Here is a 19,017-nt window from a genome sequence, read left to right as displayed (position 1 = left end):
CCTCGCTCGACGCGGCATCGGCGCGTCAGGCGAAATGCCCGACGACCGGCACGTGGTCTGACGGCTTTTCCCAGTTGCGGACGTGCTTTTCCACAGCGGTGCAGACAAGGCGATCGGACGCCTCCGGCGAGAGCATCAGATGGTCGATGCGGATGCCCTTGTTCTTCTGCCAGCAGCCGGCCTGATAGTCCCAGAAGGTATAGAGCGGCGTTTCGTCGGTCGATGCGCGCACGGCATCGGTGTAACCGAGGTTCTCAAGCCGCCGGAACGCTTGCCGCGTGGGCGGTAGGTAGAGCGCATCGCCCTGCCAAACCTTCACGTCCCAGCAATCGTGGGGTTCGGGAATGACGTTGTAGTCGCCGGCGAGCACGATCGGCTCCTCGAGTGCCAGCCGGTCCTGCGCGAACGCCACCAGCCGGTCCATCCAGGCGAGCTTGTAGGGGTATTTCGTCGGATCCTGGGGCGGGTTGCCGTTCGGCAGATAGATCGAGCAGACGCGGATGACACCGCCGTCGCGGGAAAAGACCCCCTCGATGAAGCGCGATTGCTCGTCGCCATCGTCTCCCGGTAGTCCGCGATTGATCTCGTCCGGGCGGATTTTCGAAAGAAGGGCGACGCCGTTGAAGCCCTTCTGGCCGTGCGTCTCGACGTGGTAGCCGAGCGCCTCGACCTCAAAGCGCGGAAAGGCGTCGTCCTGGCATTTGATTTCCTGCAGCGCCACGATGTCCGGGGCCGATTCCTTGAGCCAGGTGAGAAGATTGTCGATACGGGCGCGCACGCCGTTGATGTTCCATGTCGCGATCTTCATCGGCATCTGTCTTTCTGGACGATCGGTTGGGGTGATTAGGTCGGCGGAGCGTCGAAACGGTCAGATCGAGAAGCTGGTGCCGCAGCCACAGCTTGCAACCGCATTGGGATTCTTGATCTGGAACGACTGGCCCATCAGATCGTCGACGAAGTCGATCTCCGCGCCGTCCATGTAGACGAGCGAGAGTTGATCGATCAGCACGCGCGCGCTGCCCTTCTCAAGAACCAGATCGTCCGCTTCGGAACTGTCCACGAGATCGAACTTGTAGGAGAAGCCGGAGCAGCCGCCGCCTTCAACCGAGACGCGCATCGCCGTCTTGGCGGAATCGGCGCCGAGAATGGCGGCAATCCGCTTGGCTGCGGCGTCCGAAAGGGTGACGTTCTTGTCGCTCATGGCGGCCTCCGGGCGGGGTCAAGGTCCGCCGAGATTCGATTTCTTTGCCGATCCTTGCCAATCGGCTGCTGCACACGTCGGCGTGCGTTGAGATAAGTGATTGATCTCATATATAAAGAAGCATGCTTCTTGCAGTGCGCCTTTACGCTGTGCACAGTATAGGTATGAAGGCGTCGGGGCCGCGTCAATGGGTGGCCCGAAGCAGGTGAACTATGACACTGGACAGACACGCCCTCGGGTTCGGCGCAGGCCAGAGGGCAATCTATGCGGCCGATCCATGGTCGAGTCGCGGGCGGCTTTTTGAAGAGGGCCAGAGCCCGACCCGCTCCGATTTTCAGCGGGACCGCGACAGGATCGTCCACACGACCGCGTTTCGTCGGCTGAAACACAAGACCCAGGTCTTCATCGCCGCCGACGGAGACCATTACCGCACCCGGTTGACCCATACGATCGAGGTGGCGCAGATCGCACGCGCGCTTGCCCGCGCGTTGAAACTCGACGAGGACCTCGCCGAGGGCGTGGCGCTGGTCCATGATTTCGGCCATACCCCGTTTGGTCATACGGGCGAGGACGCCCTGCACGAGGTTTTGGCGCCCTATGGGGGCTTTGACCACAACGCGCAATCGCTGCGGATCGTCACCAAGCTGGAGCGGCGCTACGCGGAGTTCGACGGGCTGAACCTGACCTGGGAAAGCCTCGAAGGGCTGGTCAAGCACAACGGGCCGTTGCTGACGCCGCAAGGCGAGGGCACCCGCGGCCCCGTGCCTCAGCCGATCCTCGACTATTGCGCCCTGCATGATCTGGAACTTGCCAGCTACGCCAGCCTCGAGGCTCAGGTTGCCGCCATTGCCGACGATATTGCCTATAACACCCATGATATCGATGACGGACTTCGTGCGGGCTATCTTACGCTGGAGATGCTGGAGGAGGTTCCGTTCCTCGTCGGGCTGATGACGGAGGTGCGGCGCCTCTATCCTGGGCTGGAGCCATCCCGCTTCACCCACGAGATCATGCGCCGGCAGATCACCGCCATGGTCGAGGACGTGATCGGCTACGCGCAGGCTGCGCTGCGCGAGGTCGGGCCGGAATGTGTAGACGACGTGCGCCAGGCCGGGCGGGTCATGGCGACCTTTTCCGATTCGTTTGCTGCGACGGACAAGGCGATCAAGAAGATGCTGTTTTCCCGCATCTACCGTCATCCCGAGGTAATGCGGGTGCGCGCCAATGCCGCCACCATCGTCACCGACCTGTTCCATGCGTTCATGAACGATCCGCAACAGATGCAGGGCCACTATTGGGTGGACCACATCCGGGAAATGCCCGAGGCGGCGAAGGCGCGCCACGTCGGCGATTACCTGGCCGGCATGACCGACAATTACGCAATCGATACCCACAGACGGCTGTTTGACCGGACCCCGGAATTGCGATAGTCACCCGGCCGACCGGAAAATCAGCGCTTTGAGCGCGTGGCGCGGTTTGGCGCACGGATGGATGACATGAACCTCTTTGTCGATTTCGAGACCAGAATCAAAGACGTACTGGAAGAACTTGATGTCGTGCGCGAGAAACGCGCCGAGGTCGATTTCTCTCGTGTCGGTGTCGAGCCGCCGCGCGATGCCAGCCATGGTGACGTGGCGACGAACGCCGCGATGGTGCTGGCCAAGGCGCTTGGCACCAATCCGCGCGCGCTGGCTGAACTGATCGTCGGCAAGCTGCGAGAGGACCCGGAAGTGGCCGAGGTCTCGGTGGCCGGTCCCGGCTTCATCAATGTCCGCCTGTCGGTCGGCTATTGGCAGAAGGTGCTTGCCGACATCATCCGCCATGGCACGGAGTTCGGCCGCAGCCAGATGGGCTCGGGGCGCAAGATCAATGTCGAATATGTTTCGGCCAACCCGACGGGTCCCATGCATGTCGGTCACTGCCGCGGCGCCGTCGTTGGCGATGCGCTTGCCAATCTTCTGGCTTTCGCCGGCTATGGCGTAACGAAAGAGTATTACATCAACGACGCCGGCTCGCAGGTCGACGTCCTCGCCCGGTCGGCGTTCCTGCGCTATCGCGAGGCGCTCGGCGAGAACATCGGTGAGATCCCGGCGGGCTTGTACCCCGGCGACTATCTTGTCCCGGTCGGCGAGGCGCTGGCGGCCGAGTTCGGCTCGAGCCTCCGGCTGATGCCCGAGGAAAAATGGCTTCCGATCGTCAAGGACCGCACCATCGACGCGATGATGGCGATGATCCGTGAGGATCTGCTGGCGCTGAACGTCTCCCATGACGTTTTCTTCTCCGAGCGCACGCTGCACGCCAATGGCGGCGCACCGATTCGGACAGCGATCAACGACCTGACCTTCAAGGGGCATGTCTACAAGGGTGTGCTGCCGCCGCCGAAGGGCCAGTTGCCGGAGGATTGGGAAGATCGCGAGCAGACCCTATTCCGCTCCACGGAAGTCGGCGACGACATCGACCGGCCGCTGATCAAATCCGACGGCAGCTACACCTACTTCGCCGCCGACGTGGCCTATTTCAAGGACAAGTTCGACCGCGGCTTCGATGAGATGATCTACGTCCTCGGCGCCGACCACGGCGGCTATGTCAAGCGGCTTGAAGCCGTCTGCCGCGCCATTTCCGAGGGCAAGGCGAAGCTGACGGTTCTGCTGTGCCAGCTCGTCAAGCTCTATCGCAACGGCGAGCCGGTGAAGATGTCGAAGCGCTCGGGCGACTTCGTCACGTTGCGCGAGGTCGTCGAGGAGGTGGGCCGTGATTCGGTGCGCTTCATGATGCTCTATCGCAAGAGTTCCGAGCCGCTCGATTTCGACTTCGCCAAGGTTACCGAGCAGTCTAAGGACAATCCGGTCTTCTACGTGCAGTATGCGCACGCGCGCTGCATGTCGGTCTTCCGGCAGGCGGCGGAAGCCTTCCCGGACGTCGACTTCGATGGTCTTGATCTCGCTTCGGCGGTGAAGGACAAGATCGCCGATCCCACTGAACTGCAGTTGCTCGCAAAGCTCGCAGAGTATCCGCGCGCGGTCGAGGCGGCGGCATCGGCCCACGAGCCGCACCGGATTGCGTTTTATCTTTATGATCTCGCAAGTGCATTCCATGCGCACTGGAACAAGGGCAAAGATCAGCCCGACTTACGTTTTGTTAATGATAAAAACCGAGAATTGAGTATAGCCAGACTCGGGCTGGTGTATGCCGTCGCATCTGTTCTAAAGTCGGGCCTTGCCATTACGGGCACTGCCGCGCCGGACGAGATGCGGTAGTGTCACCATTTGCCCACATTAAGCTGGCAAACGCGTTTTGTAGCTTGCGAGTGGAGCAGTATGGCAGACAAGAATCTTGCGCGTAGCGGAGCCGCCGACATCGACGTTCTGTCGGACGATGATCCATTAGCGGAACTCGCACGTATTGTCGGCTACGAGCCACGCAATGTGCCGACGGCGGCGCGCCCCGTGCCGCCGGAGCCCTTGCAGGAGCCCGCCTTCGATCTGGAAGGCGAGTTGCTCCGCGAGTTTGCGCGCTACGACGCTCCGCCGCTTGATCCAATAGCCGATGTCGATCGCGACGCCGCGACCGATTTGTCCGGCGACGACGGCGTCCCGGCCGTAGCCGACCTGTCGGACACGGTAGTTGCGCATTCCGGTCTTCATTCCGATGAGGCAACCCAGTTGCCGATGCCCGATCAGCTCGATCCGCTGCCGGCCGCTGGCACGTTGCCGCCTGTCGAAGGGCCGGACGGTGTCGCAACCGACAACCCCGGTACGGCGGAGCCGGTGCCGGATCTGTCGGCTTCGGATGTCGAATGGTGGCCTGTCGCAACGCCTGTGCCAGCAACGCCTGTGCCTGTGCTCGCTCACGATGCGTCGCCAACTGATGAGCCCGTGTTCCTCGGGTTGCAGCCCGCCGAGTTTTCTGAAGTAGCTGTCGAACCGGCTCCGCTCGACCTTGATCGGGAGCTGGAGCTGTCGCTCGGGGATGCCTTCGCCGAAACAACGGAAGTCTCGCACGTTGCGGCGCAGACGCATCATGCCGATACACCGCGCCTGCCCGAAGCGGCCCGATCCTATGACGCAGCCGCGGCCGGCCTCGTTGCCGACGACGCGAATGTCGGTGCGGTGAGTGGCTCGGTCATCGAATCACTCTTCACGGGGAACGCGTCCGATCGTGCGGACGCGGATCTGCCGCCGCCTGCCTATTCGGAACTGATGCCGGTAGGTCCGGAAGGCGGCGATGGGGCGCATTTCGCGGCTGCGGAGCTCCCGGTCGAGGTTGGTTCGGTCGATTTCGTGCCTGCCTGGATGCCCGAACAGCAGGTCGATGCTCCTTTGGCTGTCGCCGAGGATGCGCTGGCTACATCCGCAGCGGAAACAATCGTAACGTTCGAGCCCGAGCCGTCCTACGAGGTCGCACCTGCCGCGCGCGCGGAAAATGGCTACGAGCTCGATGAACTGCTGGCCGAGGTCGAACGCTTCCCTGTGCCGGAGAGCCGTACACCGGTTGCGACCCCGTTGGAGACGTCGCGCCCGCGCCCTGGAACGCTGGACGGCTTTTCGAGCATCAAGTTCGGCCGCGCCACCCCAGTTGCGATCGATCGGCAGCAGGCCAGTGCTGCGGCACAGCCGCTGCCCGCCGCGCCGACACCGGTTGCACCGGCCCCGGTGGTTGCGCCGGTCGAACCTCCGGCTGTCGTGGCTGTCCAGCCGCTGCCAGAAGTTGCGGCGCCTCGCTATACGGTGCAGCAGCCGGCGGAGCCGGTGGGCGATCGCGACGCTGCCGAAGCTGCCGTCGACGACGCCTTCGCGAATTTCGAGATCGATTTCTCCGACGTTGAGTTCAACCTGGATCCTTCCGAGCTCGTGCTGGTGGATGAGGCGAAGCCCGCGGCTGCGCAATTGGCGCCGCAACCGGCGCCCGTTTCGGTATCCGTTCCGCTAGCCGGAACGGTGGAGGTTGCGCGCGTACCGGTACAGCCGCTTTCACCTCAGGTCGCACAGGCGAGCTTCGAGCCTGCCTTGCCGGTGGAAACTGCAGCGGCAAATGCGCCCGAGCCGTTCGACAATGATGGCGTCTTGCCGTTCGATCCGTCGCTGATCGCCGACACCGATACCGGCGTCGCGCCCGTCGCCGAGTTGGATGTGCCGCAGTTGCCGGCAATCGAAAAGGAAAAGCCGCCGGTTCATCCGCCGGAATTCGATTTCGACATCGATGCCGAAATGGCGCAGCTGTTCGCAAATCCGGGGGCCGGGGAACAGTCTCGCGATGGCGAGCGGGCCGGCACTGCCACGCCCGCCGCGACCGTGGCGAAAGCAGGAGCCGTCGAGACCGACGAATTCGACAAGGCCTTGGAGGAGGATCTGCGCCGCTCGCTCTCCCAGCCGGAGCGCCACGCTATCCCGCTCGATGCGCAGCAGGTCGACGGCGATTTTGTCGGCGATGGTTATGACGAACCGGTGCGTCGCGGCAGGGGGCTGCTGGTTGCCGCCGCGGCGGCCGTGGTCGTCCTTGGTGGTGCAGGTGTTTATGCCTTCATGGCTGGTTCGGGCGCGATCGGAACCGGCGGGGGAGAACCGCGCGTCATCATGGCTGACAAAGAGCCGGTGAAGATCGTGCCGGAAGAGAAGGGCGGCAAGACGGTGCCGAACCAGGACAAGGCCGTCTATGATCGCGTTGCCGGATCGTCCGAAGCGAGGCCGCAGCAGGAACAGCTCGTCACCTCGACCGAAGAGCCGGTGGACGTCGTTCAACGCACCTTGGCGCCGGAATCGCTGCCCTTCGACGGACCGGAAGACGAGATGCCGGCCGACGATGCAACCGCCGCGGACGAGCGTCTGTTGCCTGGCGTCGACGATACCGCAGGGGAGCCTGGCAGGCACGACGACAGATCGCCGGTCGTTTCGCCGCGCAAGGTCCGCACGATGATCGTCAAGCCCGACGGAACGCTCGTTGCCCGCGAGGAGCCCGTGTCCGCACCGGAAAGCGCGCTCGCTTCCGCCGATAATGCTGTCGAGGCCGCCGGGACCACCGCGCCTGCGTCCGCCGTCGCTTCGGCAACGGCTGAGGCCGGACTGCGGGCGGAGCATATCGGCGAAGCCGCCGCAGCCTTGGATGAAAACGCGCGCGCGCTGCAAGATGCCGCCGACGCCGCAGTTACGGACAGCGCGCCGGTTCGTGTCGTAAGGACGACAACCCTCGGCGCTGCTGCCGATGCAACGGCTTCGGCTGGGGGCGAACAGGCGGCTGGAAAGGTGGCTGTCCCCGTCACCCGGCCGGCCGATCAGCCCGTCAATGTCGTCGGAACGGTGACCGAGCGCGGGCGCGTGGCCGATGCCAACCCCACCGAGACCGCGGCACTCGCGTCGGACGCCGCTCAGCAGCCGGCCGTTGAACAGGCACCGGCCGCCGCCGCCAATCCGGGTGGCTATGTCATCCAGATCGCTTCGTTGCCGTCGGCAGAGGAAGCGCAAAAGTCTTACAACAGCCTTTCTGCGAAATTCTCCGGCGTCATCGGCGGTCGCGGCGTGGACATCAAGCAGGCCGATATCCCGAACAAGGGAACCTACTTCCGCGTCCGAATTCCAGCGGGGTCGCGCGAAGAGGCCAATGCGCTTTGTGCCAAGTACAAGAGTGCAGGCGGCAGCTGCCTCGTGACGCGGTAAGCAGAGCGACAAGACATATCGACAAGTGGCGCGGTTAACCCGCGCCACTTTTGCGTTGGGGGCGTGCTTTTTTGTGAAAGAGCCGTGACCACTCTCGCCTTTCGCGTCAGGCCCCGTATGATTCGACCCCATGAGCGAATCAAAATCCTTCATTTCCGGTTGCAAGGGGCTCACCCTCACCGATGACGAAAAAGCATTCTTCAGGGACGAACGCCCCTGGGGCTTCATTCTGTTCGGCCGCAACATTGGCGAGCCGTCGCAGGTTGCCGATCTGACGGCCGCACTGCGCGATACCATCGGCGGTGACGCGCGCATTCCCGTGCTGATCGATCAGGAAGGCGGTCGGGTTCAGCGCGTGAAGCCGCCATACGTTCCGCAGTATCCGAACGCCGCGGCACTCGGGGCCATCTATCGGCAGGACGAGGAAAAGGGGCTTCGCGCCGCCTGGCTGATGTCGCGCCTGTTCGCTTTCGACCTCTCGCGCCTCGGCGTCAACGTGGATTGCCTGCCGGTGCTGGATGTAGCGGTCCCCGGGGTGCACGACGTCATCGGCAACCGCGCCTACGGGCAGGAACCGGAGATCGTCTCAGCGATGGGGAAGGCGGCGTCCGAGGGCCTGAAAGCGGGCGGCCTGCTGCCTGTGATGAAACACATGCCCGGACATGGCCGCACCATGGTCGATTCCCATCACGATCTGCCGGTGGTGAACGCGCCGATTAAGGAGCTTGAGGCGGTCGATTTCGTTCCCTTCCGGCGCATGAAGGACGAGCTGATGGCCATGTCGGCCCATATCGTCTTCACGGAAATCGACCGGGACAATCCGGCGACGACATCGCCGAAGGTCGTTCGGGACATCATCCGTGGCCATATTGGTTTTGACGGACTGCTGATGTCCGACGACGTGTCGATGAACGCCCTTCGCGGCGATATCGCGGCGCGGGCGCGCGGGATCGTCGCGGCCGGTCTCGACTTGGTGCTGCATTGCCACGGCATCATGGAAGAAATGATTGCAGTTGCGGAGAATGTGCCGCCGCTGGTAGGAAAAGGCCGTCAGCGGGCTGACGCTGTCACGGCCGGTTTCCCGCAGGCCGACGGCGCGGACGAACAGGCGCTGCGAGAGGAATTCAATGCCCTGATCGCGATCGCCTGAGGCTGCGCGGTCAGGCAAGCGAGCGCTAGGAGCACAGGTGTACGGATCGAGGTTCAAGCCGCAGAAGCTTCAAGGATCGGACAGTGCGCCGATGGAAGAGCTGTGGCAGGACGACGACGGTCGTGGACTGCACGAAGAGGGGCTCGTCGTCGACATCGCCGGCTTCGAAGGGCCGCTGGATCTGCTGTTGCACCTCGCCCGGACCCAGAAGGTGGATCTCGCGCGCATCTCCATCCTCGCGCTCGTGGAACAGTACCTCCATTTCATCGATCGCGCCCAACGCATCCGCATCGAGCTGGCCGCCGACTACCTCGTCATGGCGGCCTGGCTTGCCTATCTCAAGTCGCGGCTCCTCATTCCGCAGGCTCCCAAGGACGGAGGCCCGACGGGCGAGGAGATGGCGGCGACGCTGGCGTTCCGCCTCAAGCGGCTGGAGGCGATGCGCGACGCGGCGACACGGCTGATCAACCGTAACCGGCTTGGCCGCGATTTTTTCGCGCGCGGTGCACCGGAGCACATTCCGACCCAGCGCAGGTCGGCCTTCGACGCCTCGCTTTATGACTTGCTCAGCGCCTATGCCTCGCTCCGCCAGCGCCACGCCATTACCCAGGTCACGATCGAAAAGCGCAATGTCTGGTCGCTGGCCGATGCGCGCGAGATCCTGCATCGGCTGATCGGCGAGATCGATGACTGGACGGCCCTCGACCATTTCCTGCTGCGCTACATGACGGACCCTTCCGAGCGCAAGACGGCGATCGCCAGCGCCTTTGCCGCCTCTCTCGAAATGGTGCGCGAGGGACACCTCGAAATCCGGCAGGAAGGTGCGTTCCAGCCGATTTATCTGCGCCGCGGCGTGCCGCCGCGCACAGGCAGCGCTGAGGATAACGACCGTGTCTGAGGCGAGCGACGTCGAAAGCAAGGCCAGTGCGTCCGATAGCGCGACGATCGTCGATCCCCGTCGCCTGCACGAGGCCGCGCGCATTGCCGAAGCCCTGGTCTTCGCCTCCGCCGGCCCGGTGGCCGAGGGCTACATCGCCGATCGGCTGCCGGCTGGCGTCGACGTCGGCAACGTGATGCGCCAGTTGAAGACGCTGTATGCAGGACGCGGCGTCAATCTCGTTCAGGTCGGCGATCATTGGGCTTTCCGCACTGCGGCCGACCTCTCCTTTGTCGTGCGCAGCGAAGAGGGCGAGGTACGCAAATTGTCGCGTGCAGCCCTCGAGGTGCTTTCCATCATCGCCTATCACCAACCGGTGACGCGCGCGGAAATCGAAGACATCCGTGGCGTGCAGACGTCGAAGGGGACGCTCGACGTGCTGCTCGAGGCTGGCTGGGTTCGCTTTCGCGGTCGCCGGCGCACGCCTGGCCGCCCCGTAACGTTCGGAACCACCAAGGACTTTCTCGATCACTTCGGACTGGAGGAGCTTCGAGATCTGCCGGGCCTGGAGGAATTGAAAGGGGCCGGCCTCCTGTCCGGCCGCATCCCCTCGAACTTCCAGATACCATTGCCGCTCGGCGAGGATGAACTCGCCGAGGACGAGGATCCGATCACATCGCTGGATCTGGAGGAGCTTGGCCTCTTGACACCGGGCGGAAAAGAAGACGAATAGCGGAAGCTTATCGTCGTCCTGAATTGCCTGCGCTTTTCGGACGAAGGGCAGGAGCGACAGGGACCTCCCTGCGCTCAAGCGTGAAGGCAGGGATTGGCAAGGCATGGCTTCAGGTTCGTCTGAGTTGAACGGGAGCGCAATGCGAACCGCATCGGCGGTCACCTTTGCCGCAAAGCTATCCTTCGAGAACATTCACCACAGCTATCACGGCAAGGAAACGATCCGCGGCATTACGATGTCGGCGCAGCCGGGAGAGGTCCTGTGCCTGCTCGGCCCGTCCGGGTCCGGCAAGACGACGCTGTTGCGAATCGCTGCTGGAATCGAGGCGCAGCAGGGCGGGCGCGTGCTCCTGAACGACCAGGAGATTGCCGGTCCCAAGGTCTTCCTGCCACCGGAACGTCGCGGTGTTGGCCTGATGTTTCAGGATTTCGCGCTTTTTCCGCACATGTCGGTGCTGGACAACGTCCGCTTCGGGCTGACAGCCTTGCCGAAGAAGGAAGCCGTGGCAGAAGCGCATCTGGCGCTCGAGCGCGTGGGGCTTGCGCACTACGCGGACAAATTTCCCCACGCGCTTTCCGGCGGCGAGCAGCAGCGCGTCGCCCTTGCCCGCGCACTGGCTCCGCGCCCGTCGGTGCTTTTAATGGACGAGCCGTTCTCTGGGCTCGATTCGCGGCTGAAGGACTCCATTCGTGCCGATACGCTGGCGATCCTGCGCCATTCCCGTGCAACCGCGATCGTCGTCACCCATGACGCCGAGGAGGCGATGCGGATGGCTGACCGCATCGCGCTGCTGCGCGACGGGAAGCTCGTGCAGGTCGGAACAGCCGAGGAACTTTATCTCAAGCCCGCGGACCTTTTTGCCGCCGGGTTCTTTTCCGAGATCAACATCTTTCGCGGGTCTGTTCAGGCGGGGAAGGTGGAGACCCCGTTGGGAAATGTTGCGGCCGGTCCGCTTCCGGACGGTGCGAAAGTGCGCATCGCCGTGCGGCTTTCGGGCGTCGCAGTGTCGCAGTCGGACGGGGCGGTCCCGGCGCGCGTGCTGTCTCGGCGCTTCCTCGGGGTCGTCGAGTTGCTGGAACTTGCGGTTCCGGGCTCCGATCAACCGGTTCGCGCCCGTATTCGTGCCGGCCAACTTCCGTTTGGATTGCGCGAGGTCAAGCTTTCCGCTAACGAGCGAGATATACTAGTATTTGAAAAAGACGGCTGAACGTCTTACATCGATGGAATTCTAAAGGAGTACGGGAATGGGTTCTTTCAGCATCTGGCATTGGCTGATCGTTCTGGCAGTGGTGCTGCTGTTGTTTGGCCGCGGCAAGATTCCGGAATTGATGGGCGACGTCGCCAAGGGCATCAAGAACTTCAAGAAAGGCATGTCGGACGAGGAAGCCGCCGACAAGGCCAAGACTGTCGAGCACAAGGCCGACGAAACCAAGTGATCGGCCATGGCCGCGGCAGTCGCAGCGGTCTGAGGAAATGTTCTTATGCTTGAAGTCGGCTGGACCGAAATTCTTGTCATTGCGATCGTCCTGATAATCGTGGTGGGTCCGAAGGACCTGCCACAGATGCTCAGGACGTTCGGCAGCATGGTCACCAAGTTGCGCAGCATGGCGGGTGAGTTTCGCCAGCAGTTCGACGAGGCACTGCGGGAAGCGGATCTCGACGACGTCCGAAAGACGATCGACGACGCACAGAAGCTGAACCCGATGAACGCCATCCGGGACGCGGTCAATCCGCTTCGCCAGGTGGGCGACGAGATCAAGTCGGACCTGCAGAAGGCGACGAGCGTCAGTCAGATGGAATCGACTGCCGCTTCTTCGCTCTCGACGGAGGCGCCCGGCGAGGCTCAACCGGCCGTCACCGAAAACGGTGCCGCAGCTCCGGTGGCCGGGGCGGCAGCGTCGGCAACCGCTGCTTCGCCTGTGGCGGCGGCCCCGGTTCAGCCGGTGAAATCGGCTCCGATCAATCCGGTTGAGGCGACCGCGAAGGCGATCGAACAAGCCGCAACGGCGAAAAGGCCGGCAACCACAAAGCCGGCGCCGGCGGCAGAGGCCAAGGAGCCGGAGCAGAAGCCGGCACGGAAGCCTTCGAGTGCGAAAGCGCCCGCGAAGTCCGCCAGTGCCGCCAAGGCCGCGGACAAGGTTGCCAAGCCGGCGCGCAAGACCGCCGGCGAAACCGCCAAGAAGGCCACGACACGCAAGCCCAAGAAGGACCAGGCATGAGCGGCGATTATGAGGACAAGCCCCAGCCGCTGATCGAGCACCTGATCGAACTGCGGCGGAGGCTGATGTGGGCCGTCGGCGCGTTCTTCGTCGCCTTCCTCGTCTGCTTCTATTTCGCCAAGGGCTTGTTCAATCTGCTCGTACTGCCGTTCAAGTGGTCGGTCGAATGGGCCGGGCTGACGCATCGCAATATTGAATTGATCTACACTGCGCCGCAGGAATTCTTCTTCACCCAGATCAAGGTGGCGATGTTCAGCGCGCTGGTGATCGCCTTTCCGATCATCGCCCAGCAGATCTACAAGTTCGTCGCGCCCGGTCTCTACAAGAACGAGCGCGCCGCGTTTCTGCCGTTCCTGATCGCGTCGCCGATCCTGTTCCTGATCGGCGCCGCGCTCGTCTATTTCTTCTTCACCCCGATGGTGATGTGGTTCTTCCTGTCGATGGAGCAGGGCGGCGGCGAGGGGCAGGTCTCGATCCAGCTTCTCCCGAAGGTGTCAGAGTATCTCAGCCTGATCATGACGCTGATTTTCGCCTTCGGCCTAGTGTTCCAGTTGCCGGTGGTGTCGTCGCTCCTGGTGCGCGCCGGCTTCATCACCTCGCAGTCGCTGGTCGATAAGCGCAAGTACGCGATCGTGATCGCCTTCATTGCAGCTGCGGTTCTTACGCCGCCGGATCCGATCTCCCAGATCGGCCTTGCGCTACCGACCATCCTTCTCTACGAGATTGGCATCTATACGGCCCGACTCATCGAACGGCAGCGGGCGAGCGCCGCCCAGGATTCGGACTCCGAAAAGGATGCGGCGGACGTGCCGGCATCGCAGGAAGCCGACAAGGCTTGACACGATAGCTGGCGCAAGCGGACGCTGCCGGGCGGAGGGGCCGCAACCCTATTACGCCTGGAGCGACAATGCTTGATATCAAATGGATCCGCGAAAACGCCGAGACTCTCGACGCAGCGCTGGCAAAGCGCGGCGCCGAGCCGCTCGCGGCCAGCCTGATCGCGCTCGACGAGACCCGCCGCAACGTCATCCAGAAGGCGCAGGACATGCAGTCGCGCCGCAATGCCGCCTCCAAGGAGATCGGCGCTGCCATGGCCCAGCAGGACACGGCACTGGCCGAAAAGCTGAAGGCCGAGGTTGCCGAGATCAAGACGATGCTTCCGGCAGCCGAAGAGGAAGAGCGCCGGATCACCGCCGAGCTGAACGATGCGCTGTCACGCATCCCGAACATACCGCTCGACGAAGTTCCCGTCGGCGCCGATGAAAATGACAACGTCGAAAAGCACAAGTGGGGCACAAAGCCGGGCTGGAATCACAAGCCGCTCGAACACTTCGAGATCGGCGAGGCGCTCGGCTGGATGGACTTCGAGGGCGCGGCGAAGATTGCCGGCGCCCGTTTCACGATCCTGAAGGGCCAGCTGGCGCGACTGGAGCGGGCGCTCGGCCAGTTCATGCTCGACACCCACACGCAGGAACACGGCTACACCGAGGTCCAGCCGCCGCTGCTCGTCCGCGACGAGGCGATGTATGGCACCGGGCAGTTGCCGAAGTTCGCCGAGGATCTGTTCAAGACGACCGATGGCCGCTGGCTGATCCCGACCGCGGAAGTGCCGCTGACCAACCTCGTCCGCGACGAAATCCTCGCCCAGGAGAAGCTGCCGCTGCGCTTCACCGCACTGACACCGTGCTTCCGCTCGGAAGCCGGCTCGGCCGGCCGCGACACGCGCGGGATGCTGCGCCAGCACCAGTTCATGAAGTGCGAACTGGTCTCGATCACCGACGCAGAGAGCTCGGTGGCCGAGCACGAGCGGATGACCGCCTGCGCCGAAGCGATTCTCAAGCGTCTGGGCCTTCACTACCGGGTCGTGACGCTCTGCACCGGCGACATGGGCTTCGGAGCCCAGAAGACCTACGACATCGAGGTCTGGCTGCCGGGACAGGACACCTATCGCGAGATTTCCTCCTGCTCGGTCTGCGGCGATTTTCAGGCGCGGCGCATGAACGCGCGCTATCGCGGCAAGGACGACAAGAGCCCGAAATTCGTGCACACGCTGAACGGTTCGGGCGTCGCGCTCGGGCGAGCGCTCATCGCCGTCGTCGAGAACTATCTGAACGAGGACGGCTCGGTCACCGTCCCGGACGTGCTGCTGCCCTACATGGGCGGGCTGAAGAAGATCGAAAAGGCGAATTGAAGGGACGACGGAGCGAATGCGCATTCTGCTGACCAATGACGACGGCGTGCACGCCGAAGGCCTCTCCGTCCTGGAGCGGATTGCGCGCACGATGTCCGACGATGTCTGGATCGTGGCGCCGGAGACCGACCAGAGCGGGCTGGCGCATTCGCTGACCCTTTCCGAGCCTCTGCGCCTGCGCAAGGTGGGCGACAAGCGCTTTGCCCTGCGCGGCACGCCGACCGACTGCGTGATCATGGCTGTCCGTGAGATCCTGCCGGGCCCGCCCGATCTGCTGCTGTCCGGTGTCAACGCCGGGGCGAACATGGCCGACGACGTCACCTATTCGGGGACGATCGCCGGTGCGATCGAGGGCACCTTGCAGGGCATAAGGTCGATGGCACTGAGCCAGGCCTTCCGCCATGCCGACGGGCATATGGTGCCCTGGGAGGTTGTGGAGCGGCACGCGCCGGATCTGATCCGTCGTCTGATGGACGTCGAGCTTCCCGATGGGACGTTCTTCAACCTCAACTTTCCCAACTGTCCTGCCGATGCCGTTGCAGGTACCGAGGTCACCTCCCAGGGCAAGCTGGATTTCGGGATCAGTATCGAAGAGCGCAAGGATGGCCGCGGGTACCCGTATTTCTGGTTGCGATTTGGCGATCGACACGGTGATTTCCGCGCCGGGACGGACATCCATGCCCTGCGGGAGAATGCGATTTCCGTGACGCCGCTCAAGCTCGATCTGACGGACTACGCGGTGCTCGACCGCGTCAAGCGTGCGCTTGGCTAAGCTGGAGGCTGCGATTGAACACGGCACGAGTGATTGAGAAGGAAGGCTTCGCGGCACTTGCCTTGCGGCTTCGCGGCGAGGGTATCAACAACCTCGATCTCCTGACCGCCGTGGAGCAGACGCCGCGCACGCTGTTCGTGCCGCCGCAGTTCTCCGGGGAGGCCTATTCGAGCCGCCTCTTGCCGATCGACTGCGGCTCCTTCGTAGAGGGGGTCGACCTGGCCGTTCGGCTCCTGCATCTGCTCAATCTCAAATCCGGCCAGCGCGTCCTCGAGGTCGGCACCGGCAGCGGCTTTACCGCGGCGGTCATGGGGCGCCTGACGGAGCGGGTGCTGACCGTCGACCGCTACAAGACGCTCGTGGCAGGGGCGCAGCAGAACATCGAAAAGACCGGCGTGCGCAACGTGATCGTCCGCCAGGCCGACGGCAGCAACGGCCTGGTGGGTGAGGGGACGTTCGACCGGATTCTCGTGACCGCCGCCTTCCCGGCGATGCCGCGCCAGTTCGTCGATCAGCTCGTCTCGGGCGGCATGCTGCTCGCCCCGGTCATGGTCAGTGACGAGACTTGCAGGATGGTGAAGCTGGTCAAGACCGGCAGCCGCTTTGATCGCGAGGACCTGTTCGAGGTCCCATACCTGCCGATCGTGCCCCATCAGGCCAAGAGCCTCTGACCGATCACCCCCGTCTCATCGGACGCGAATCGACTGGCAGATTTGACCGGTGCGCATCTGCTCGCGGTTCGCCAGTTCGGGTGCTCGACATCCTATGCACGCAGCGGCCAGCGAGCTCCGGAAATCATTACTTGTTAATCTTTCGTTAACCAATGCAAGCTTCGCGCAAGGTTCGACCCCTAAGCGGGTTGTCTAGCGACATGTATCCACACGTCGAACGAACCAGCAATGGATCGCCATCCGATGGAGATGAGCATGCAAATCTCGAACAGGATCGCCGGCAGCGCAACGAGCGACAGCCTTGCAAATCTCGCCGCCAGGGCCGCGGGCAAGGCCGGTGAAGAGGCCGTAGACGGTGGGCGGCAGAACGGCTTCACGGCCGGCTCGTATGATCCGTCCGACCAGGTTTCGCTTTCCGTCGAAGCCCTGTTGGTCCTGAGTGCGTCCCGCGACACTCAGCGCTTTCGGCCCCTGACCGAGGATGAGCGCAACAATATCGTCTCGCCGGAGCTTGAAGAACGTGAGTACGCCGCCTTCCGCCACTTCCGCGATGACGGTGACATGAAGAGCTACTACCGCGCCTTTATCGAGTACTTCGACAACCTCAGGCCGCAGGATCAATCGAGCCCGCGTTATGTCGGCAGCCGCCAGGTTGCGGTTTCCTCCTTGCGGTCGCTCGCCTATGCGGAAAAGGCGCTGGATGACGACCTGGGAACCGAGGTGCCGGCGGTGCTGGATACAATCCTCGCCAGCGGCAACACGATTCGTCGCGATGTTCCGCAGATGCTGTCGCCGGGTGCCGCCCTTCATAGTGCCGATGGCCTGGGCCGGCAAAGCTTTGCCGCTTCCCGCGCCACGTCCATGTATCTCGGCAGCTTCTGACCGCTTTTGCCGGAGACCCAGGCGGTTCGGTCCCGCTTTTCGGCCGGATCACGATTAGCAATATCTCAAAGATCTGACGCTGTTGGTCCGGTCTTAACCGGGCAGTAACTCTAACGCGCTTTAATCATTGCACGGCTGTTGTTGTGTTTCGATTGGGTTGTCAGACATGCGTAAGAGTGTATCACCGAGTTTTGGTAAGACCGCGCCACGGCTTCTCGTGGCGGTGTTGCTGGCCGGTGCGGCCACTGGCTGCAGTTCCGATGCCACCCGCTTTGGCGGACTGTTTTCATCTTCCGACGACATAACGACCAATTCGATCCCGCGGCGCACGCTGTTCGGCAACAGCAGCCCCGTTCCGCGTGGCGATGTGAACAGCGCCGGTCAGGCAGTGGCCATGAACCAACCCTATCCGGTGCAGGACGCCGGCAACGGCGCAGGTGGCTCCAGCGCCCGCATGGCGACGACGCCGATGGACGTACAGCGCACCGCGCTTGCCGATCCCACGGTCGCGTCGAGCTCCAGCCAGCGGGAAGTCGCGATGGCACAGCCGATGCCGACGGCTCCGAAGGCGCAAGCCGCCGTCGATACTGGTACCTCGAAGGGTGGCAAGAGCAGCAACGGCTGGTCGACTGCCAACGCTCCGGTCGTCATGATGCGCCCCGGTGAGAGCGTGAAGACGCTGTCGAACCGCTATGGCGTTCCGGAGAAGGAAATCCTCAAGGCCAACGGCATGAAGAGCGCATCGGACGCCGAGCCGGGTCAGAAGATTACGATCCCGGTGTTTGGCACGACGCCCAGTGCTGCCAAGGCTTCGATCGATACTGCGCTCAACACCGACAACCGGCAGCCGCTGCCCGACAAGAAGACGGGCGAGGACGTGGCAATCCTTCCCGGTTCCGCGAAGGGTCGCGACAAGGCTGCCGGTGATGCCGACAAGACCAAGCTTGCAGCTAGCGATGGAGGCAAGACCGGCGGTTACGAAGTCCAGCCGGGTGATTCGCTGGCCAAGATCGCAGCCAGGAACGGCGTCACGGTCGACGAGTTGAAGAAGGCAAACGGCTTGACGGCCGCGTCGATCCGTGTCGGACAGAAGCTGAGCATTCCAAGCCCGTCGGCGACCGACAAGACGATGACGGCGTCGCTCCCCGATGCGAAGAAGGCGGTAGAACCGGTCGAGAAAAAGGCCGAGGCCTACGCGCCGGTGGCAAAGACGCAGACGGTGGCCGAGATCGAGACGAAGGCGGATTTGAGCGAGGCGGCACCCGAATCGACCGGCATCGGCAAGTACCGCTGGCCGGTGCGCGGAGCGGTCATTGCCGGCTACGGTGCAAACGTCGAGGGCAGCCGCAACGAAGGCATCGATATCTCAGTTCCGGAGGGAACTCCGATCAAGGCCGCCGAGAACGGCGTGGTCATCTATTCGGGCAGCAGCCTGAAGGAGCTCGGCAATGCCGTTCTGGTCCGCCACGACGACGGTACCGTGACGGTCTATGGTCACGCATCGAGCCTGAACGTCCAGCGCGGTCAGAAGGTCCAGCGCGGCCAGACGCTGGCTGCATCCGGCATGAGCGGCAGCGCCGCCCGCCCGAAGCTTCACTTCGAGGTGCGCAAGAACGCCTCGCCGGTCAATCCGATGACATTCCTCGAATAGCGACGAGGCAAACCAAACAG

The 19,017-nt window shown here is 63.4% G+C and carries 17 protein-coding genes; 15 read left to right on the top strand and 2 right to left on the bottom strand.

Annotated features, from left to right (window positions below; genetic code table 11):
* Positions 1 to 25: 25 nt before the first annotated feature.
* Positions 26 to 808 (bottom strand): exodeoxyribonuclease III, encoded by a 783-nt coding sequence (gene xth, locus AC1DDS_RS18065; protein WP_310421277.1) that lies wholly within the window; start codon positions 806 to 808, stop codon positions 26 to 28.
* 60 nt (positions 809 to 868) lie between these two features.
* Positions 869 to 1,201, bottom strand: a complete 333-nt coding sequence (gene erpA / locus AC1DDS_RS18060; protein ID WP_310421214.1) for an iron-sulfur cluster insertion protein ErpA — start codon at positions 1,199 to 1,201, stop codon at positions 869 to 871.
* Positions 1,202 to 1,413: 212 nt separating this feature from the next.
* Here erpA and AC1DDS_RS18055 point away from each other — a divergent pair, with 212 nt between their 5' ends.
* The 15 genes from AC1DDS_RS18055 (at position 1,414) to AC1DDS_RS17985 (ending at position 18,997) form a co-directional block, all read left to right on the top strand.
* Entirely contained in the window at positions 1,414 to 2,631 is a 1,218-nt protein-coding gene (locus AC1DDS_RS18055) for a deoxyguanosinetriphosphate triphosphohydrolase (RefSeq protein ID WP_477480141.1), read from the top strand.
* 66 nt (positions 2,632 to 2,697) lie between these two features.
* Entirely contained in the window at positions 2,698 to 4,458 is a 1,761-nt protein-coding gene (gene argS, locus AC1DDS_RS18050; RefSeq protein WP_477480140.1) for an arginine--tRNA ligase, read from the top strand.
* 60 nt (positions 4,459 to 4,518) lie between these two features.
* Positions 4,519 to 7,851, top strand: coding sequence for an SPOR domain-containing protein (locus tag AC1DDS_RS18045; protein ID WP_477480139.1), 3,333 nt, complete (start codon positions 4,519 to 4,521; stop codon positions 7,849 to 7,851).
* Positions 7,852 to 7,981: 130 nt separating this feature from the next.
* On the top strand, positions 7,982 to 9,001 hold the full coding sequence (gene nagZ / locus AC1DDS_RS18040) for a beta-N-acetylhexosaminidase (RefSeq protein ID WP_477480138.1): 1,020 nt from the start codon (positions 7,982 to 7,984) through the stop codon (positions 8,999 to 9,001).
* A gap of 91 nt (positions 9,002 to 9,092) precedes the next feature.
* Positions 9,093 to 9,899 carry a segregation and condensation protein A gene (locus tag AC1DDS_RS18035; RefSeq protein WP_310421203.1) on the top strand — a complete coding sequence of 269 codons (807 nt, stop codon included), beginning with the start codon at positions 9,093 to 9,095 and terminating at the stop codon, positions 9,897 to 9,899.
* Between the two features lie 46 nt (positions 9,900 to 9,945).
* Complete coding sequence (scpB, locus tag AC1DDS_RS18030; RefSeq protein WP_477480172.1) at positions 9,946 to 10,611, top strand: SMC-Scp complex subunit ScpB; 666 nt, start codon at positions 9,946 to 9,948, stop codon at positions 10,609 to 10,611.
* A 139-nt stretch (positions 10,612 to 10,750) separates the two neighbouring features.
* Positions 10,751 to 11,818 carry an ABC transporter ATP-binding protein gene (locus tag AC1DDS_RS18025; protein ID WP_477480137.1) on the top strand — a complete coding sequence of 356 codons (1,068 nt, stop codon included), beginning with the start codon at positions 10,751 to 10,753 and terminating at the stop codon, positions 11,816 to 11,818.
* 37 nt (positions 11,819 to 11,855) lie between these two features.
* Positions 11,856 to 12,047 (top strand): twin-arginine translocase TatA/TatE family subunit, encoded by a 192-nt coding sequence (locus tag AC1DDS_RS18020; RefSeq protein WP_310421199.1) that lies wholly within the window; start codon positions 11,856 to 11,858, stop codon positions 12,045 to 12,047.
* 45 nt (positions 12,048 to 12,092) lie between these two features.
* A complete protein-coding gene (gene tatB / locus AC1DDS_RS18015; protein WP_477480136.1) occupies positions 12,093 to 12,830 on the top strand; it encodes a Sec-independent protein translocase protein TatB in 738 nt (245 codons plus the stop codon).
* A complete protein-coding gene (gene tatC, locus AC1DDS_RS18010; RefSeq protein ID WP_310421195.1) occupies positions 12,827 to 13,669 on the top strand; it encodes a twin-arginine translocase subunit TatC in 843 nt (280 codons plus the stop codon). Before tatB ends, tatC begins: the two co-directional genes overlap by 4 nt.
* Before the next feature lie 68 nt (positions 13,670 to 13,737).
* Positions 13,738 to 15,021, top strand: a complete 1,284-nt coding sequence (gene serS / locus AC1DDS_RS18005; protein ID WP_477480135.1) for a serine--tRNA ligase — start codon at positions 13,738 to 13,740, stop codon at positions 15,019 to 15,021.
* A 16-nt stretch (positions 15,022 to 15,037) separates the two neighbouring features.
* Positions 15,038 to 15,793, top strand: a complete 756-nt coding sequence (gene surE, locus AC1DDS_RS18000) for a 5'/3'-nucleotidase SurE (RefSeq protein WP_310421191.1) — start codon at positions 15,038 to 15,040, stop codon at positions 15,791 to 15,793.
* Positions 15,794 to 15,807: 14 nt separating this feature from the next.
* The gene (locus AC1DDS_RS17995; protein WP_477480134.1) at positions 15,808 to 16,464 is read left to right on the top strand and encodes a protein-L-isoaspartate(D-aspartate) O-methyltransferase; all 657 of its coding nucleotides are present in this window, start codon (positions 15,808 to 15,810) and stop codon (positions 16,462 to 16,464) included.
* A 255-nt stretch (positions 16,465 to 16,719) separates the two neighbouring features.
* Positions 16,720 to 17,346, top strand: a complete 627-nt coding sequence (locus AC1DDS_RS17990) for a biotin biosynthesis protein BioC (protein ID WP_477480133.1) — start codon at positions 16,720 to 16,722, stop codon at positions 17,344 to 17,346.
* Positions 17,347 to 17,512: 166 nt separating this feature from the next.
* A complete protein-coding gene (locus tag AC1DDS_RS17985; protein WP_477480132.1) occupies positions 17,513 to 18,997 on the top strand; it encodes a peptidoglycan DD-metalloendopeptidase family protein in 1,485 nt (494 codons plus the stop codon).
* Positions 18,998 to 19,017 lie beyond the last annotated feature (20 nt).

It is taken from the genome of Mycoplana sp. 10N416 (assembly GCF_056394765.1).
Note: the sequence above shows the minus strand (reverse complement) of the source record. Positions and strands in the feature narration are given on the sequence as shown.